Raw genomic sequence first — 14756 nt, 5'->3', positions numbered from 1 at the left:
GCGGGTGGGTCGAGCTTAAGCCTGGGTAGCGTATTTCGCCAGACGGGCATCGCTTTTCAGTACGGCAATGGTGTTGTTGTGCACGTCGTCAGCAGTCACGTCAGCCTTGCTGAAGATCTGCTGGAAGTGCTCGTGGGTCACGGCCGCGAAGTGCTCGCGATCTTCCGGAGCAACACCCAGTACCACCGCGTAGGTGGTCAGTGCTTCGCCGTTGCCTTTGGCCATGTCTTCGGACAGCTCGTTCATCATGCCATTCATGGCAATCCAGGACTTGCCGCCATAGGTCAGGGCGCTGTTGGTGCTGCAACCGTTGGTGCCCGAGGTCATGCCGAAGGTGGCGTTACCCGAGGTGCCGTTGGTGGTGGAAGCGAGGAAATGAGCAGGAGTACCGCGCTGGCCTTCAAACAACATGTTGCCCCAACCGCAGTTCGGGCCACCTGGTGCTTCTGCCATTGCATTGAGGGAGACGACGGTGAAGAGAGTACCAAGAAGGATCCGTTTCATAGCTTTGTTCTCTTTGTGTGCAAACCAATGGACAAGGGTTCAGGCGCTTCGCAGCACCCTAGGGGCCAGTTATTAGTCCAACCCGCGCAGTTTGGAGTTTAGGCACGTTCCATGGGTTCCGTGAGTTTTTATAAAACATTCAGTCTTGAACGTTTTTTTTGTGCGGCGCGCGCCGTGGCTATGCTTTCCCAACAGCGCGCCTTGCCAGAGCGCGCAACCGAGAGCCAGAATGCCCCCATCTGCCCCGCCTGATGTAAGGAAGCCCGATGCCTGATCCTGTTGCTGCCAGCTTGCGTCTAGCGCCCGAAGCGCTGACTCGCCCTTTCTCCGCTGAACAGTTCAGCTTCTCGACCACCAATGATTTGGAGCCCTTTCGCGGTGTGCTTGGCCAGGAACGTGCGGTTGAAGCCTTGCAGTTCGGTGTGGCCATGCCACGCCCCGGTTACAACGTGTTTGTCATGGGCGAGCCCGGTACCGGTCGCTTTTCATTCGTCAAACGTTACCTGAAGGCTGAAGGCAAACGCCTGCAAACCCCGTCGGACTGGGTCTATGTAAATAATTTCGACGAACCGCGCGAACCGCGCGCGCTGGAATTGCCAGGCGGCGGCGCTGCAGCGTTTATCACCGATATCAACGCGCTGGTCGACAATCTGGTGGCGACCTTCCCGGCCGTGTTTGAACACCCGACGTACCAACAGCGCAAAAGCGCCATCGACCGTGCATTCAACCAGCGCTACGACAAGGCCCTGGACGTGATCGAGCGCCTGGCCCTGGAAAAAGACGTGGCGCTGTACCGCGACAGCTCCAACATTGCCTTCACGCCGATGCTTGACGGCAAGGCGCTGGACGAAGCGGAGTTCTCGCAGTTGCCGGAAGCCGATCGTGAGCGCTTTCACACCGATATTTCCGAGCTGGAAGAACGCCTCAACGAAGAGTTGGCGAGCCTGCCGCAATGGAAGCGTGAGTCAAACAACCAACTGCGCCAGTTCAACGAAGAAACCATCACCCTGGCCCTGCAGCCGTTGCTTGCGCCACTGTCGGAAAAGTACGCGGAAAACGCCGCCGTCTGCGGTTACCTGCAGGCCGTGCAGGTGTATCTGCTCAAAACCGTGGTCGAGCAATTGGTCGACGACGCCAAGACCGATGCCCAGGCGCGCAAGCTGCTCGAGGAGCAATACTGCCCGAGCCTGGTGGTGGGTCATTCGGTCAACGGCGGTGCGCCGGTGGTGTTTGAACCGCACCCGACCTACGACAACCTGTTCGGCCGTATCGAATACAGCACCGACCAGGGTGCGCTTTACACCACGTATCGCCAACTGCGTCCGGGGGCGTTGCACCGTGCCAACGGTGGCTTCCTGATTCTTGAAGCGGAAAAAATGCTCAGCGAGCCGTTTGTATGGGATGCGCTCAAGCGGTCCCTGCAATCGCGCAAGTTGAAGATGGAGTCCCCGCTGGGCGAACTCGGCCGCCTGGCGACCGTGACCCTCAACCCGCAGATGATTCCGTTGCAGGTCAAGGTGATCATCATCGGGTCGCGCCAGTTGTACTACGCGTTGCAGGACGCCGATCCGGACTTCCAGGAAATGTTCCGCGTACTGGTGGACTTCGACGAAGACATCCCGATGGTCGACGAAAGCCTGGAGCAGTTCGCCCAGTTGCTCAAGACCCGCACCTCGGAAGAAGGCATGGCGCCGCTGACGTCGGATGCGGTGGCGCGGTTGGCGACTTACAGTGCACGCCTGGCGGAACATCAGGGCCGTTTGTCGGCGCGCATCGGCGACTTGTTCCAACTGGTCAGCGAAGCGGACTTTATTCGTCACCTGGCGGGCGATGAAATGACCGATGCCGGGCATATCGAGCGCGCGCTCAAGGCCAAGGCCACGCGCACCGGCCGCGTGTCGGCGCGGATTCTCGACGACATGCTCGCCGGGGTCATCCTCATCGACACCGCCGGCGCCGCCGTCGGCAAGTGCAACGGGCTGACGGTGCTGGAGGTGGGGGATTCGGCGTTTGGCGTACCCGCGCGGATTTCCGCCACGGTGTACCCGGGCGGCAGCGGCATTGTCGACATCGAACGTGAGGTCAACCTCGGCCAGCCGATTCACTCCAAGGGCGTGATGATCCTCACCGGTTATCTGGGCAGCCGTTACGCGCAGGAATTCCCGCTGGCGATCTCGGCCAGCATCGCGCTGGAACAGTCCTACGGTTACGTGGACGGCGACAGTGCTTCCCTGGGCGAGGCCTGCACCTTGATCTCGGCGTTGTCGAAGACGCCGCTCAAGCAGTGCTTTGCCATCACCGGCTCGATCAACCAGTTTGGCGAAGTGCAGGCCGTGGGTGGGGTCAACGAGAAGATCGAAGGCTTCTTCCGCCTGTGCGAAGCGCGCGGGTTGACGGGTGAACAGGGCGCGATCATTCCCAAGGCCAACGTGGCCACGCTGATGCTCGATGAAAAGGTCTTGCAGGCCGTGCGCGCAGGGCAATTCCATATTTATGCGGTGCGCCAGGCGGATGAGGCGTTGAGCCTGCTGGTGGGCGAGGATGCCGGTGAGCCGGATGCGGAAGGGCAGTTTCCGGAAGGCACGGTCAATGCGCGGGTGGTGGAGCGCTTAAGGGCAATTGCCGAGATGATCAGCGAGGAAGACTTGAAGGAGGCAGAGAAAGAGCTGGCGCAGCAGGCTTTAGCGGAGGCCAAACCGACCTGATCCCTGAAGCTTGATGGGATTAAAACTGTGGGAGGGGGCTTGCCCCCGATAGCAGTGTGTCAGTCTCAATATTTTTGACTGATGCACCGCCATCGGGGGCAAGTCGAGTCGTCGCACCGCCCCTCCCACAGTTTGATCTGTTTTTGTCATTAAATTGACAGGTGGCTGGAGAGAATGTCCGTTGGTCTCTACGAGCTTGGTTTGTCGCGTTTTTCTTCTATTCTCAATATCAGGGATATCCGCAGGAGTCGCAGGATAGAAACAGCCTCGCCTGTGCGCTGGGGCTGAACACCGATCTACCGAGGGTCGCCGCCATGCCGCGCAACCTTTGCCTTACCCGCCAGTGCCTGGGCCTGGCAACTCGTATCGAATGCTCCATTCGCCCCCTTGCCGGGGAGAACGGGCTGTGGACGTTGTTATTTGCCGCCGGCATGTCGGGCGAGCAGCCTTCCACCGTCAAGTCTCAAGGCCCGTTTCACGGGCCGTTCGTGGCGGAAACCATGTTGGGTTCCATTGTCGACAGCCTGACCCTGCACGGTTACGAGCAGTTGGACGAGCCGCAGATCTGGTGCCTGCACCTGCAAGCCCATCTGCGCCAACTCAACGGCGGCCAGGAGCGATTGGCCCTGTAATTCCGGGCTATTTGCTTTCCGGTTTGTCCAGCTTGACCTCAAAGCCATATTGCACGGTGTTGAGGTCGGTGCGCTGGTAGCTTTCCAGGGTGGTCGGCTGGCCGTAGAAATAATGCACATCAAACAACGCCGTACCGTATTCCTCGGCGCGGTGGCTCACGCCGAGAATTTCCTTGAGGTAGTTGCCGCTCGCGTCCCTGGCGTAGAAGCGCCAGCTGTCGGCGGGAAACGCTTGCTGGTCGACGATCAGCGCGTTGTCCTTGAGCGATAGACCCTTGGGTAGTTTGCCGACGTCAATCGAGGCCTTTTCGATGGTGGCGAGAAACAAGGGTACCGAGCCGACCACAAACGCCGGGGTTTCCGGGAACAGGTTGAGGTCATAGGTCAGCGTACCGCTGGCCGCGTTCAGCTCGTAGGCCTCGGTCGGCAACTCGATGGGTTCGCCGCGCTCGCCCTTATCGTCTGCGGTGAAAAAGGTGATCGGCGCGGCGCTGTTATTGCGCTCGGCGCCGACCAGGTCGTCATTGAAGGTGAAAGGGTGATCGAACACGATTTTCGCGGCACTGGCGTCTTCGGTCGATTGGCTGATGGTGACGCTGTTTTTCAACTGATCTTCAGTCATTGACGCGTCTTTGAGCCAGCTGGCGGCGGCGTCGTCATACACCGTGACCGGCATCGGCAAGGGCTGCACGCTCTGTTGCAGGCTGTTTTTGTCGAAGCGCATCACCGGCAGGTCCAGCGCCTTGCGGGTCACCGTGGCCTTGGAAAAATCCAGTACGTTGACCTGCAGGGTATCGATCACACCGTTGAAATACACTTTGGCGTAATGGCTGTTCTGGGTGTGGTCGAAGGCTTTTTGCGCGTCGGTGAGCTGTTTATCCAACGCTTCAGACCAGGCCTTCTGCTGTTGCAACTGCGCCAGCTGCTTCTCATAGAACGCCACTTGTGCAGCGCTTTCGTTGATTGAACCTGAGCGGGTGAGAAATTGCCCGGTGTTGTCCCGGGCCTGTACCAGCAGCGGATTGGGCGAGTCGTCGCCCAGCTCGGCGGCCAGCGGCTGGCTGTTGGTCAGTTCGATTTCGGCGTAATTCTTGTCCAGCGACACCAGCTTGAGGCTGATATTGCCCTCGGTGCGTGAATGGCCGACGTCCTTTTTTGACAGGTCGAAGGTCAGCACTCTGCCCGGCGCGGCGACTTCAATTGTGCCTTTAAGGCTGACGGGCTGCGGCTGGCTCTTGTTTTCCGTCTCGATGCCCTCGATGAACGGGTAGGTCACCGTCAGGTCGTCGGGATTGGTCAGGTTGGAGCTGCTGGGGCTGAGCTGGATGCCGGGGTCGGTTTCCGACCACTCCGGCTGGAAGGGAATGACTTTGTTATTGCTCAAGGTCACCGACTCCCACTCCAGGCCATGGGGGAAGGGGAATTGCTCGGGAGGGTTGAACGTGAACGGGAAGACCGGCTGCAAATCCGTCAGGTAGTCGGAATGCGAAGCCCTGCGCAGGACGAACAGGCCGTTGATATAGGTGTCCACCAGGGCCTGGGGGCTGGGGTAATGCTTGAGCAAGACCAGGCTGTCTTCGCCGTATTCGGCCTCGATGGGCTTGGTGTCGAGCTTGATCCGCGCACGTTCCAGCAACAGCAGCGAACCGCCAAGGTCGGCGATGACGTCGCGCAGCTTGGGGTCCTGGATGCCGTCCAGGGACTGTTCGAACTTGCTGGTTTTCTCTTCGAGGGTGGCCTGCTTCTGCTCTTCTTTGGGAGAGCAGCCGCTGGTCATCAGCAACGCCGCGCACAGGCCTAGACTGGCCAAAGGGGATCGCACATCCATTATCTGAGTTTTCCTGTCCGACATCATCGAGCCGAGTGAATGGTCTCGACACTAGCAGAAAAATCCTCTTACAGATGCCACTTGGCGCAGTTTTCTCGCGGTGACAGGCGCCGGGTAGCCACTGGTATACTCGGCGCCATTTTTAGCCAAGCTGTGTGGGATTCAATGGAACGCTTTATCGAAAACACGATGTATGCCGCGCGCTGGCTGCTGGCGCCGATCTATCTGGGTTTATCCCTGGGGTTGCTGATCCTGGCGATCAAGTTTTTCCAGGAAATCATTCACGTGATTCCGAATATTTTTTCCTTGCTGGAATCGGAAGTGATCCTGCTGCTGCTGTCGCTGATCGACATGGCCCTGGTCGGTGGCCTGCTGGTGATGGTGATGATTTCCGGCTACGAGAACTTCGTCTCGCAGCTGGATATCGATGAAAACAAGGAAAAGCTCAACTGGCTGGGCACCATGGACTCTTCGTCGCTGAAGATGAAAGTGGCAGCCTCCATCGTGGCGATTTCCTCCATCCACCTGCTGCGCATCTTCATGGACGCCAAGAACGTCGATCCGCAACACCTGATGTGGTACGTGATCATCCATATGACCTTCGTGGTCTCGGCGTTTGCCATGGGTTACCTGGACAAGCTGACCAAGCACTGATGACGCGCGCCCGCCTTACTGCTCGACGAAGTAGTAGGGCTGGCGGTTGATCTTCATTTGCTTGACCACGGTGACTTTCTGACTGAGCCGGTCGGTCTGATCCAGCAGCGCGACATTGCCGGGTTTGGCGCTGAGAAAGGCGTGCAATTGGGCCTCGGTCTGCAGAATCGGCAAATAGGCCTGCAGATAGAACACACTGGCGCCGGCGATTCGCTCATTGGGTTGGAACAGCGCCACCTCTTTACCTTCGTCCTGCAGTGTCTGCACCTGACTGATCACCGGCACGAATGACTGGCGCACATCGGCTTTGGGGGCGAACCAGAAGGCGGCGGTGAGGTAGCAGGCGATGGCCAGTGTGAATACACCGCCGATGATCTGTCGGTGGTAGCGGTAGAGTGCCGGTTTGTGTTGTTTGACCCACTCCAGCAGCACCCGCGCGTATTCCGCCGCCAGTACGGCGGCGGCCGGAGTCAATGCCATCAAATAGACGGTGCGTTTGCTCGAGGCCAGGGTCAGCAGGGTGAACTGCGCCACCAGCCACACGCTGAAAAACAGGCGGTAGCGGTTGCGCACCAGGCTTTTGCGAAAGTGCCACAGGCCCAGGTACACCAAGATGTTCCATGGCAGGAAGGCCTCAGGCAGTTTAACGAGGTAGTAATAGAACGGCTCGTAATGCCCGGCTTCCACAAACGAGCCGCTGAAGCGCCCGACACTGTTGGTCCACAGCACGTCACCGACAGCCTGCATACCGCCGCGCTGAAACAGAAACCCCAGCCAGATCAGCAGCGGCACCAACGCCAACAGCGTGAACAGCGCCGGCTTGAGCCAGTCGCCGATACGCAGGCGCTTATCCATCAGGCTGGTGCACGCCAGGTAGACAAAAATCACAATCCCCGGCATCGCCAGGCCCAGCACACCTTTGCTCAGCGTGGCGATGACCATCCCCGCCGTGAACAGTGCCCACGCCCAGGCGCTGGAACCCTGGCGCTCGGACTCGGGGCGCATTGCCTGATAGAACCCCAGCAACGCTGCAGTCACGCCCAGAGCGAGCAACGAATCCTCACCCACTCCTCGCACATTGCCCCAATAGCTGGCCATGGTCGCCAGAATCAACGCGGCGCTGAACGCCAGCGTTGTGGGCCGCCCGAACCGGCGCAACATTCCGTAGAGCAGCATCACGCTGAAAAACCCGGCAAACGCCGACGCCAGGCGCACGGCCCCGGTGCTCGCGCCAAACAGACGAATCGCCCCGGCGTCCAGCCAAAGACTCAGTGGCGGTTTCTCCAGGAAAGGCTCACGAAACAGACGCGGCACCACCCAGTCATTGTCCAGGTGCATGGCCATCGCAATCCCCGAGACGCGGGCCTCGGTGGAGCCTTGCAGTTCATGGTTGCCAAGGGCGAAGAAAAACAGCAGGCCAACGAGCAGGAGCAGCAGGGGAACGGGACGCGTCATTGAGTGGCTACCGGGCAGGGGACCGCTCGGGGGAGCGGGCATGGCTGCCGGCTAGTATAGGGAGGGGTTTCTTAACGGTTCGTGAACGAGTGTAGGGTTTTTGTGTGGTCAGGCGGCGAGAGCTTTACGTACCTGACACGCTAATCCGCGCCCTCGGCAGCAAATAATCTCTTGGCCTGCGCAAAGCACTTCTCTGCAATGGCCGAGCGCGGTTCGGTCTTGCGCATCACCATGCCCAGTGGCGCGAGCACGCTGGCGTCCGGCAGGTTGATGAACGCGAGGTTTTCAATCGGGCTTTCCAGGCCGCTGTCCAGCGGCATGATTGCGCAGCAAAAGCCTTCGTGGATCGCCTGGAACAGCTGATAGGTTGAGTCGCTTTCGAGCATGGGCTGGGGGGCGAGGCCGCGGCTGCGGAAACTCAGGTCAATGGACTTTCGATAGTGCATGCCCGTGCTGATCATCCCCAGGGGCAATTGCGCGGCGTCCTCCCAGCTCATTTCGCTGCCTTCGAAGTGGAAGTGACGGGTGTCGTACAGCAGGCCGACACGGGTCTCGCCCAGTTCGAAAAAATCCAGGTAGTTGGCGTTAACGTGGTCCAGGTAACACACACCCAGATCCAGTTGATTGGTGCCCAGCGCTTCGATGATGTTGTCCGAGCTCATCGAAGTCAGGCTGAACTTGAGCTCGGGAAAGGTGTGGGACAGGCTCTGGATATAGCTGATCGGGTTGAACCCGCTGAGCGGCACCAGGCCCAGGCGCAAGTTACCCACCAACTGGCCGCGACACGCGGCCGCCTCGGCGAACAACCCGTCATGGGCGGCGAGCAAGGTCCTGGCCCACGCCAGCACACGCTCACCGGCCTCGGTAAAGCCTTCGAAACGCTGGCCCCGGGTGACCAACTCCAGGCCCAACTCCTCCTCCAGATTGCGCAGGCGCATCGACAACGTCGGCTGGGTGATATGGCAGCGCGCAGCCGCCTGGCCGAAGTGACGGGTCTGCTCCAGCGCAATCAGGAATTTGAGTTGTTTTATGTCCATCAAGGTGCCTGCCAGGGAAGAAGTGAAAGGTCTGTCAGAGTGGAATCACCTATTCCTAAGAACTGGCCAACGCACTCGATAACCGGTCGCCAGACAATGCTGGATAGCCCGATCAGCCTTGACGATTAGACAGGCATTTTTCAGTTCAGTACACAGTCGATGGCTTGAAGGACGGGCAGCAGCCCTGCCGTGCGCAGGATGGTATGGGGTTGAAACCGGGTCGATCAGCCGCCCGTCATGTTCATGAAGCGCACCACCTGCACCTCATCGTCGAGGGTGAAGTTGTGCCGATACGGCTTGAGTTTCATCGACTCGATAATGGCGCTCTCCAAGCGTTTCGGTTCGCCCGGATAGCGCCGCAGCACCGCCTTGAGGTCGACCGAATGCTCATTGCCCAGGCACAACAGCAGCCGGCCTTCAACCGTCAGGCGCACACGATTGCAGGTCGCGCAGAAATTGTGACTGTGGGGCGAAATAAAGCCCAGGCGAATATGCGGCGCCTCGGCCAGACGCCAGTAACGCGAAGGCCCCTGGGTCGATTCCGCAGAGTCGATCAAGGTATAGCGTTCAGCGATACGCTCACGCACCTGCGCACTTGAATAGAACGCCTCGGCACGGCTGTGTTCGCTGATCACGCCCAATGGCATTTCTTCGATAAAGGATATATCCAGACCACGGTCGATGGCGAAAGCCACCAAGTCGTTGACCTCATGGTCATTGCGACCCTTCATCACCACGCAATTGAGCTTGGTGTGCTCAAACCCCGCAGCATTCGCGGCATCGATACCGGCGATCACCTTGGCCAAGTCACCGGTGCGCGTCAGTTCACGAAAGCGCGTTGGGTCCAGGCTGTCGAGGCTGATATTCAAGCGTTTGAGCCCCGCATCGAACAACGGAGCGGCCAGCTTGCCCAACTGCGAACCGTTGGTGGTCATGCACAACTCGCGCAGACCGGGAAGCGCGGCGATGCGTCGGCACAGCTCCACCACGCCCTGACGAACCAAGGGCTCGCCGCCGGTCAGCCGGATCTTGCGGGTGCCCAGCGCGACGAAACTGTGTGCCAGTTGATACAGCTCTTCCAGCGACAGAATCTGCTGGCGCGGCAGGAACTCCATGTCCTCGGCCATGCAATACACACAACGGAAATCGCAACGGTCAGTGACGGACATCCTGAGGTAGTCGACCCGGCGCGAAAAGCTATCCATCAGGATTTGATCGGTCATGAGAAACCTCGGCGGCGGCGTCGGGCGCATAACCCTGGCGCTTTAATGGGCGCGTTATCTACGCGAGGCTAGAGTTGTTTTGAGCGTACGTCTAATCAGTATTAGCAACTGGGTGATCGACGGGGTCTATGGGGTGTGGCTGATAGTTTTTAGGGGCGCGCGGTGGTGGGTGATGAAGGGCTTGGTCAGTCAAAGTTCGACTCCGTCCTGCGACGAGGGCGCCTCGCTCGCCGCAGGTACGGAGTGATCGTGCTGTCGGTTTCTATAGGTTCTCGCCAGTTGTCTGCGTAGTGAATACCTGAGTTTCCAGCATCCGCTCCAGCAACAACTCACCCAGCACGACCAGTTGCTGAGCCGCCAGCAGCTTGTGGCGGTGTGAGCCTTCGAGTTCAAAGGCCAGATCGGTGGTCATGACGTTCAGGGAGGCGAGGGTTTCACTGGCTTGGACCAGCAGGGTTTCGGCGGGGATGCCTGGGGCGAGGGTGAACAGGGTTGTTGGGGGATTGGGGGTGATCTTTTTCATGATGAAGCTCCCACACTGTTTAAGGAGCCGCCGCCCCCTGCTGTCAAACAGGATTGGGTGGCAGCTGTACGCGGGTTGACAGACCGGAAGTGTAGGAACCCGGCGCACCCGAAGATGCCCCACGCACAGCCACCATGAACGAGGCGGAACGCGTAGAGCATGCCGTCTTGCCAAGGGGTGTGAAAGGTTACACTTTTCGGCCTGTCAAAGCCGATCGCTGATGAGCAGCGACGTGGAAAAGTTAGCGTGGTGGAGGGGGTTGTGCCAGTTCATTGAAGGCGCGATATGTTGAAGGAAAATTCTGAAGGCCCGCTTGCTGGGATTAAGTGCGCGACACGGTCGCCTGAGTTCAAGTCAGCAACACCTACGCACCGCATCCTTGAACGCAAAAGCCGGATAAGGAGGCTGGGCTGAGGCAGCTGAAAAGTTTTAGTGGTGCAGCGCGTAACCGTTTCGCCCCAGAGTTGCTGACAAATGTATCCTTGCAGTGCGAAGCAGCAATCAGTCCGATTATTTTCAGCCTGTAGCACGTGAGGGCTGCTACGTTCTTTTGAAGGAGCATTTATTTATTTTACAGTTCTTTAATATTCAGGTGGCACCATGTTAATTATTTTTTTTGGCTCGGATTTGGGTTGGTGCTGACGCTTGCTGCAGTGGCCGGAGCATCAATGATCAATCAAGATTCGGCGGCGATGTGCAGCGTAAGCACCTACAGGTAATTGTGCTGCCAATTATCATATGTGCAGTGATTTTTTGACTCCAGTGTTGATGAGGTATTTTGGCTTTAATTAAGCACGTCCCCTATCAACATGGCTACGAAATCCGAATGAAGCCCTTTGAAATCCCGAGATCAAGCGCCAGCAACACCAGGCGACGAATTGAAGGGGTCAGCGTCGCGGCATATATAGAGTACCTGGCTCCAAATCTAGAGGAAGATGCTCACTGCCTTTGCGGAACATCGCCGCCATTGCCTCAAGCCACTCAGCGACCTCGGCCGCAGCTTTGGGTCGACTGATTGGCGCATATGACATGACGTGATCTTCAAGCAAGTCCTGTACATGTAGATCAATACCTATGGCATGCAGGAGTTCTACCAATGGCGAGTCATGAGCAACTCCTTTCTCAATCGCAGCGTCAACAAAACCCAGCGTATGAAGCTGGATAAAAGGACGCGCCCCTGCTTCCGAGTCATCAGGGTCCTGCACTTCGAATGTCGCTTTGATTTTTCCCGAAAGCATATTTTTTCAGGTTTCGGTTGTGGTTAAAGTGGATTATTTTAATGCTTGCGCGATAACTTAAAGATTGCAGGCTCACCGTTATGAGGGACAATGGCAGAAATGACGTATTTCTTTATCGACTCCCTCCCTGCTTCGGAGAGTAAGTAGTATCCTCCCCGCGCCTTCTTGAGATCCCGTTCGCGATCAAGACATCCGTATCTCGATAAGGAGAAAAGTTATCGATGATGTCTTTGATCTGCTTGTAAATCCTAGGGTAGATTTGAATTTCTGGATCCCCTCTATGTCTGAAAGTGTCTCATCCTATTCCGGTTTGTTAGGGGGATCACTTAAGTAAGGGGACAGTTTCAGGCAGTGAGTTCCTAAAAGCCCTAGCGTACATGGGGTGCACGCTGTCCCGGCCAAAATTTCTGCATTGTCCAATGCGTCACTTTAAATTACTCCTGAATCAGCCCTTATAAATCAGTGATGATTTGCGGATCAGCTCGTCTTTATCATCGCCTTTGAGATCTACAATAAGAAATTGATGGACTTTTCGAGAGGCGGAGTATTGACTAAGATCCAGCATATACGCTTCAAAAAGTTCCCCGGCAGCACCCTTTTTTAACGTAACGCGTGACTTGACTGGATGCACAAGGCGCAAGTCAATAAGCTGATTTAACGAATCGCGCACTGGACCTTTGAGATCTTGAGAAACTAAAAATACGTTACACTTTGATCTGGTTGTGCAGAACTCAACGAGTTTTGTGAAGTCTTGGGTAAGAATTTCACGATCCTCGTCGGTATCAAGTTTGAATTCTTCGCGTTTGAATGAATCGTAATCACCAGTAGCCAGATTTATATCCTCGGCTCCAATCTTTGGGCCACGATGGTTGTCAGGTCCGCGCTCTCTAGCTTGAGCAATAGCTCCTGCGAAAATGCCTATAAAATCTCTAACCACCCCACCTGACGCAATGATCAATCGATCAATAGCTGTCGGATTAAGTAAGTCTTTTATGGTTAATGGTGGTGTTTCTAACATTAGATTTGACAAGATCTTGCGGAGGAAGGCATGCAGCGTCTCAAATTTCTCCAATGAAATGTCTAAGTTGATTTCTTTTGCATCGTCACCTAGTTTCATTCCCATAGGTGGATCGGAGTGCTGATACCACTGGCTGCGATGCTTAATTGTGCCGATTTTCAGCCACATTCCGTTGCCTTTACCAACTCGATGAAAGTAGTCGATAACCTTGGGTTGATCGGAGCGCCTTATATGATATAGGTCATCTAAGATCAGAAACGCCGGTCCATCTGACAGACGTGATAGTCCGGTAAAGAATTTTTGGAACCGAAGAATGTTTTGATGCAGGTATTCAACTTTGTGTGAAACATAAGTTGATTGTAGTTCAGTCGCTTGAGAGGAATTACTTGAAGTTCGTCCATCAACTTTTGCTTTAGTTCCCGATATGCCACCCTCTATGGATGCGCCGATCTCCGTGTCATTCTTGTTGCTGGTTTTAGTAGTTGACTGCTGATTGGCAGTCTCCGGGTTGCGTAACTGTGTTTCAAGATCCGTTATGATTCCCTGCAGCTCCGTAGATAACTCGGCCGTTTTTTTCTTGTTAAAAGGAGGTCTATTGGGCGAAGTGCCGAAAAGTCTTTTCCAAAACGTCGACTTACTGGATGGAGCAGTCGCTGCTTGGTCAAGCCAGCTCTTAAACTCTTCCAGGCTTTTAATCAGTACGCTAATCAAAACATCGGGATATGAGTGCCCTTTGAACGTTTCCATATCGACGAACGCGATCGGGCGTCTATCCACAGTCAAATCCGCCGCTGCCTTTCGAAGCAAGCTAGACTTGCCTGACCCTCGACGTCCAAAAACTATATTATGTTGTTTGGCCTTAGCCTTTGCCAGCACCCCAGGCGCCGGTTCGATAAAGCGGTGGGCTCCTTCAGGCGTCGCACGCATCACTTCCTCACACAAGATCAAAAGCGAGTCGACAGCTTCCAAATCGAGTTGAGTTTCAAGCATTTTCTTCGCCATACCGAATCCCTTTTTTTCCCACGTAGGTGAGTGTGTGACTTCCTGATTCTATCAATTTGCTGTCATCAAGCTGCAGTTCTGGAGCCAAAACAGTCCATTTGGGCACAAAAAAGGCACTTTCGCTAATCGCTAAGTGCCTGATTTATATAGCTTATTTGGTGGAGCCGGGGGGATTTGAACCCCCGTCCGCCAGTACTCCGCTGTCGGTACTACATGCGTAGCCGTTTCTATTAAGTTAACCCTCAGCGACCCGAAGGGCAGGGTGCTTTGGGCGAGTTGTGTAAGTTTTAGCCGCTTCGTCCACAACGTACTGCACGGCGATTCTGTTCTATATGACAATCACTTTGGGTTTACAGACATCCCCTGGTGATTGCTGGACCCGAAGGTACCAGAAGCTCAGGGCTAAGGCTGCTTACGCAGCGAGAGCGAATTCCTGGCCGTAGTTTTCGTCATTGGCAACTATAAGAAGTTGCAACAGTGGATTTACGAGTTCTGTTACCAACTCGGCATGCACCTAAAGTTTCGCGACCGGCGTCGAATCCTAAACGGCCCCGTGCTTGTAACTCGTTGTTTCTAGTGAGTGACAAGCTTGTGCAGTGTACGCCAAACCTTCACGAAAGGCCAACCCGAAGGTCGGCCCTCTCGCTTACTGACCGCCTTTCTCGCTGTTCTGCAGGTCTTGCAGGGCCTTGGAGGTGATTTCGATGCACTTCTTGTCATCACCTGCCGCATGGGCGGCCTTGGCTTGGGCGACGGCGGTGTCGATTTCGCCGCTTTTACCACTGGTGTCGGTGGACAGCAGGGCTTTACCGTTGTTGATTTTGTCCAGGTTGATCTGGCACAGGTCTTTATCACCGGCTGCAAAAGCAGGGGATGCCAGCATCGCAGCGGTAATGAACAAGCCAGCAAGAGCGGAACGCTTCATAGGGTATCTCCT

General features: G+C 56.3%; 12 protein-coding genes and 1 other RNA gene. 3 read left to right on the top strand and 10 right to left on the bottom strand.

The features are described from left to right. Window positions 1-15 precede the first annotated feature (15 nt). Window positions 16-504 carry a DUF3015 domain-containing protein gene (locus BOP93_RS23115; RefSeq protein ID WP_015885974.1) on the bottom strand — a complete coding sequence of 163 codons (489 nt, stop codon included), beginning with the start codon at window positions 502-504 and terminating at the stop codon, window positions 16-18. A gap of 266 nt (window positions 505-770) precedes the next feature. Between BOP93_RS23115 and BOP93_RS23110 the strand changes: the two genes are divergently transcribed. Together BOP93_RS23110 and BOP93_RS23105 are read left to right on the top strand one after the other, a co-directional pair. Beyond that, entirely contained in the window at window positions 771-3209 is a 2439-nt protein-coding gene (locus BOP93_RS23110; RefSeq protein WP_065883862.1) for a Lon protease family protein, read from the top strand. Between the two features lie 314 nt (window positions 3210-3523). Further along, window positions 3524-3841, top strand: a complete 318-nt coding sequence (locus tag BOP93_RS23105) for a hypothetical protein (RefSeq protein ID WP_065897618.1) — start codon at window positions 3524-3526, stop codon at window positions 3839-3841. Between the two features lie 7 nt (window positions 3842-3848). On the opposite strand, the gene BOP93_RS23100 is transcribed toward BOP93_RS23105, so the two are convergent. Then, on the bottom strand, window positions 3849-5669 hold the full coding sequence (locus tag BOP93_RS23100; protein WP_104504777.1) for a hypothetical protein: 1821 nt from the start codon (window positions 5667-5669) through the stop codon (window positions 3849-3851). A 165-nt stretch (window positions 5670-5834) separates the two neighbouring features. Here BOP93_RS23100 and BOP93_RS23095 point away from each other — a divergent pair, with 165 nt between their 5' ends. Further along, entirely contained in the window at window positions 5835-6323 is a 489-nt protein-coding gene (locus tag BOP93_RS23095) for a TIGR00645 family protein (protein ID WP_057724985.1), read from the top strand. A gap of 15 nt (window positions 6324-6338) precedes the next feature. Here BOP93_RS23095 and BOP93_RS23090 read toward each other — a convergent pair whose 3' ends face one another. The 8 genes from BOP93_RS23090 to BOP93_RS23055 all read right to left on the bottom strand — a co-directional run bounded on the left by BOP93_RS23090 (window position 6339) and on the right by BOP93_RS23055 (window position 14744). Then, window positions 6339-7778, bottom strand: coding sequence for an ArnT family glycosyltransferase (locus BOP93_RS23090; RefSeq protein ID WP_104504776.1), 1440 nt, complete (start codon window positions 7776-7778; stop codon window positions 6339-6341). A gap of 140 nt (window positions 7779-7918) precedes the next feature. Then, window positions 7919-8815, bottom strand: a complete 897-nt coding sequence (locus tag BOP93_RS23085; RefSeq protein ID WP_104504775.1) for a LysR family transcriptional regulator — start codon at window positions 8813-8815, stop codon at window positions 7919-7921. A 224-nt stretch (window positions 8816-9039) separates the two neighbouring features. Beyond that, entirely contained in the window at window positions 9040-10038 is a 999-nt protein-coding gene (gene moaA / locus BOP93_RS23080) for a GTP 3',8-cyclase MoaA (RefSeq protein ID WP_065932706.1), read from the bottom strand. Between the two features lie 262 nt (window positions 10039-10300). Beyond that, window positions 10301-10561, bottom strand: a complete 261-nt coding sequence (locus tag BOP93_RS23075) for a DUF6124 family protein (RefSeq protein ID WP_104504774.1) — start codon at window positions 10559-10561, stop codon at window positions 10301-10303. A gap of 887 nt (window positions 10562-11448) precedes the next feature. After that, window positions 11449-11799, bottom strand: coding sequence for a hypothetical protein (locus BOP93_RS23070; RefSeq protein WP_104504773.1), 351 nt, complete (start codon window positions 11797-11799; stop codon window positions 11449-11451). A gap of 445 nt (window positions 11800-12244) precedes the next feature. Then, window positions 12245-13819, bottom strand: a complete 1575-nt coding sequence (locus tag BOP93_RS23065; protein ID WP_104504772.1) for a hypothetical protein — start codon at window positions 13817-13819, stop codon at window positions 12245-12247. 156 nt (window positions 13820-13975) lie between these two features. Continuing rightward, window positions 13976-14372: a transfer-messenger RNA gene (gene ssrA / locus BOP93_RS23060) on the bottom strand. Between the two features lie 93 nt (window positions 14373-14465). Beyond that, window positions 14466-14744: a hypothetical protein gene (locus tag BOP93_RS23055; protein WP_065883919.1), complete on the bottom strand. Its 279-nt coding sequence runs from the start codon at window positions 14742-14744 to the stop codon at window positions 14466-14468. Between the last annotated feature and the right edge of the window lie 12 nt (window positions 14745-14756).

It is taken from the genome of Pseudomonas orientalis (genome assembly GCF_002934065.1).
In the GTDB taxonomy this organism is placed as follows: Bacteria; Pseudomonadota; Gammaproteobacteria; order Pseudomonadales; family Pseudomonadaceae; genus Aquipseudomonas; species Aquipseudomonas orientalis_A.
This window is presented reverse-complemented; position numbering and strand designations above follow the sequence as displayed.

Coding starts and splice junctions, on each gene's coding strand:
- BOP93_RS23105 (WP_065897618.1), top strand. CDS start 3,524: ATGCCGCGCAACCTTTGCCTTACCCGCCAGTGCCTGGGCCTGGCAACT.
- BOP93_RS23075 (WP_104504774.1), bottom strand. CDS start 10,561: ATGAAAAAGATCACCCCCAATCCCCCAACAACCCTGTTCACCCTCGCC.
- moaA (WP_065932706.1), bottom strand. CDS start 10,038: ATGACCGATCAAATCCTGATGGATAGCTTTTCGCGCCGGGTCGACTAC.
- BOP93_RS23095 (WP_057724985.1), top strand. CDS start 5,835: ATGGAACGCTTTATCGAAAACACGATGTATGCCGCGCGCTGGCTGCTG.
- BOP93_RS23100 (WP_104504777.1), bottom strand. CDS start 5,669: ATGGATGTGCGATCCCCTTTGGCCAGTCTAGGCCTGTGCGCGGCGTTG.
- BOP93_RS23115 (WP_015885974.1), bottom strand. CDS start 504: ATGAAACGGATCCTTCTTGGTACTCTCTTCACCGTCGTCTCCCTCAAT.
- BOP93_RS23070 (WP_104504773.1), bottom strand. CDS start 11,799: ATGCTTTCGGGAAAAATCAAAGCGACATTCGAAGTGCAGGACCCTGAT.
- BOP93_RS23085 (WP_104504775.1), bottom strand. CDS start 8,815: ATGGACATAAAACAACTCAAATTCCTGATTGCGCTGGAGCAGACCCGT.
- BOP93_RS23055 (WP_065883919.1), bottom strand. CDS start 14,744: ATGAAGCGTTCCGCTCTTGCTGGCTTGTTCATTACCGCTGCGATGCTG.
- BOP93_RS23090 (WP_104504776.1), bottom strand. CDS start 7,778: ATGACGCGTCCCGTTCCCCTGCTGCTCCTGCTCGTTGGCCTGCTGTTT.
- BOP93_RS23065 (WP_104504772.1), bottom strand. CDS start 13,819: ATGGCGAAGAAAATGCTTGAAACTCAACTCGATTTGGAAGCTGTCGAC.
- BOP93_RS23110 (WP_065883862.1), top strand. CDS start 771: ATGCCTGATCCTGTTGCTGCCAGCTTGCGTCTAGCGCCCGAAGCGCTG.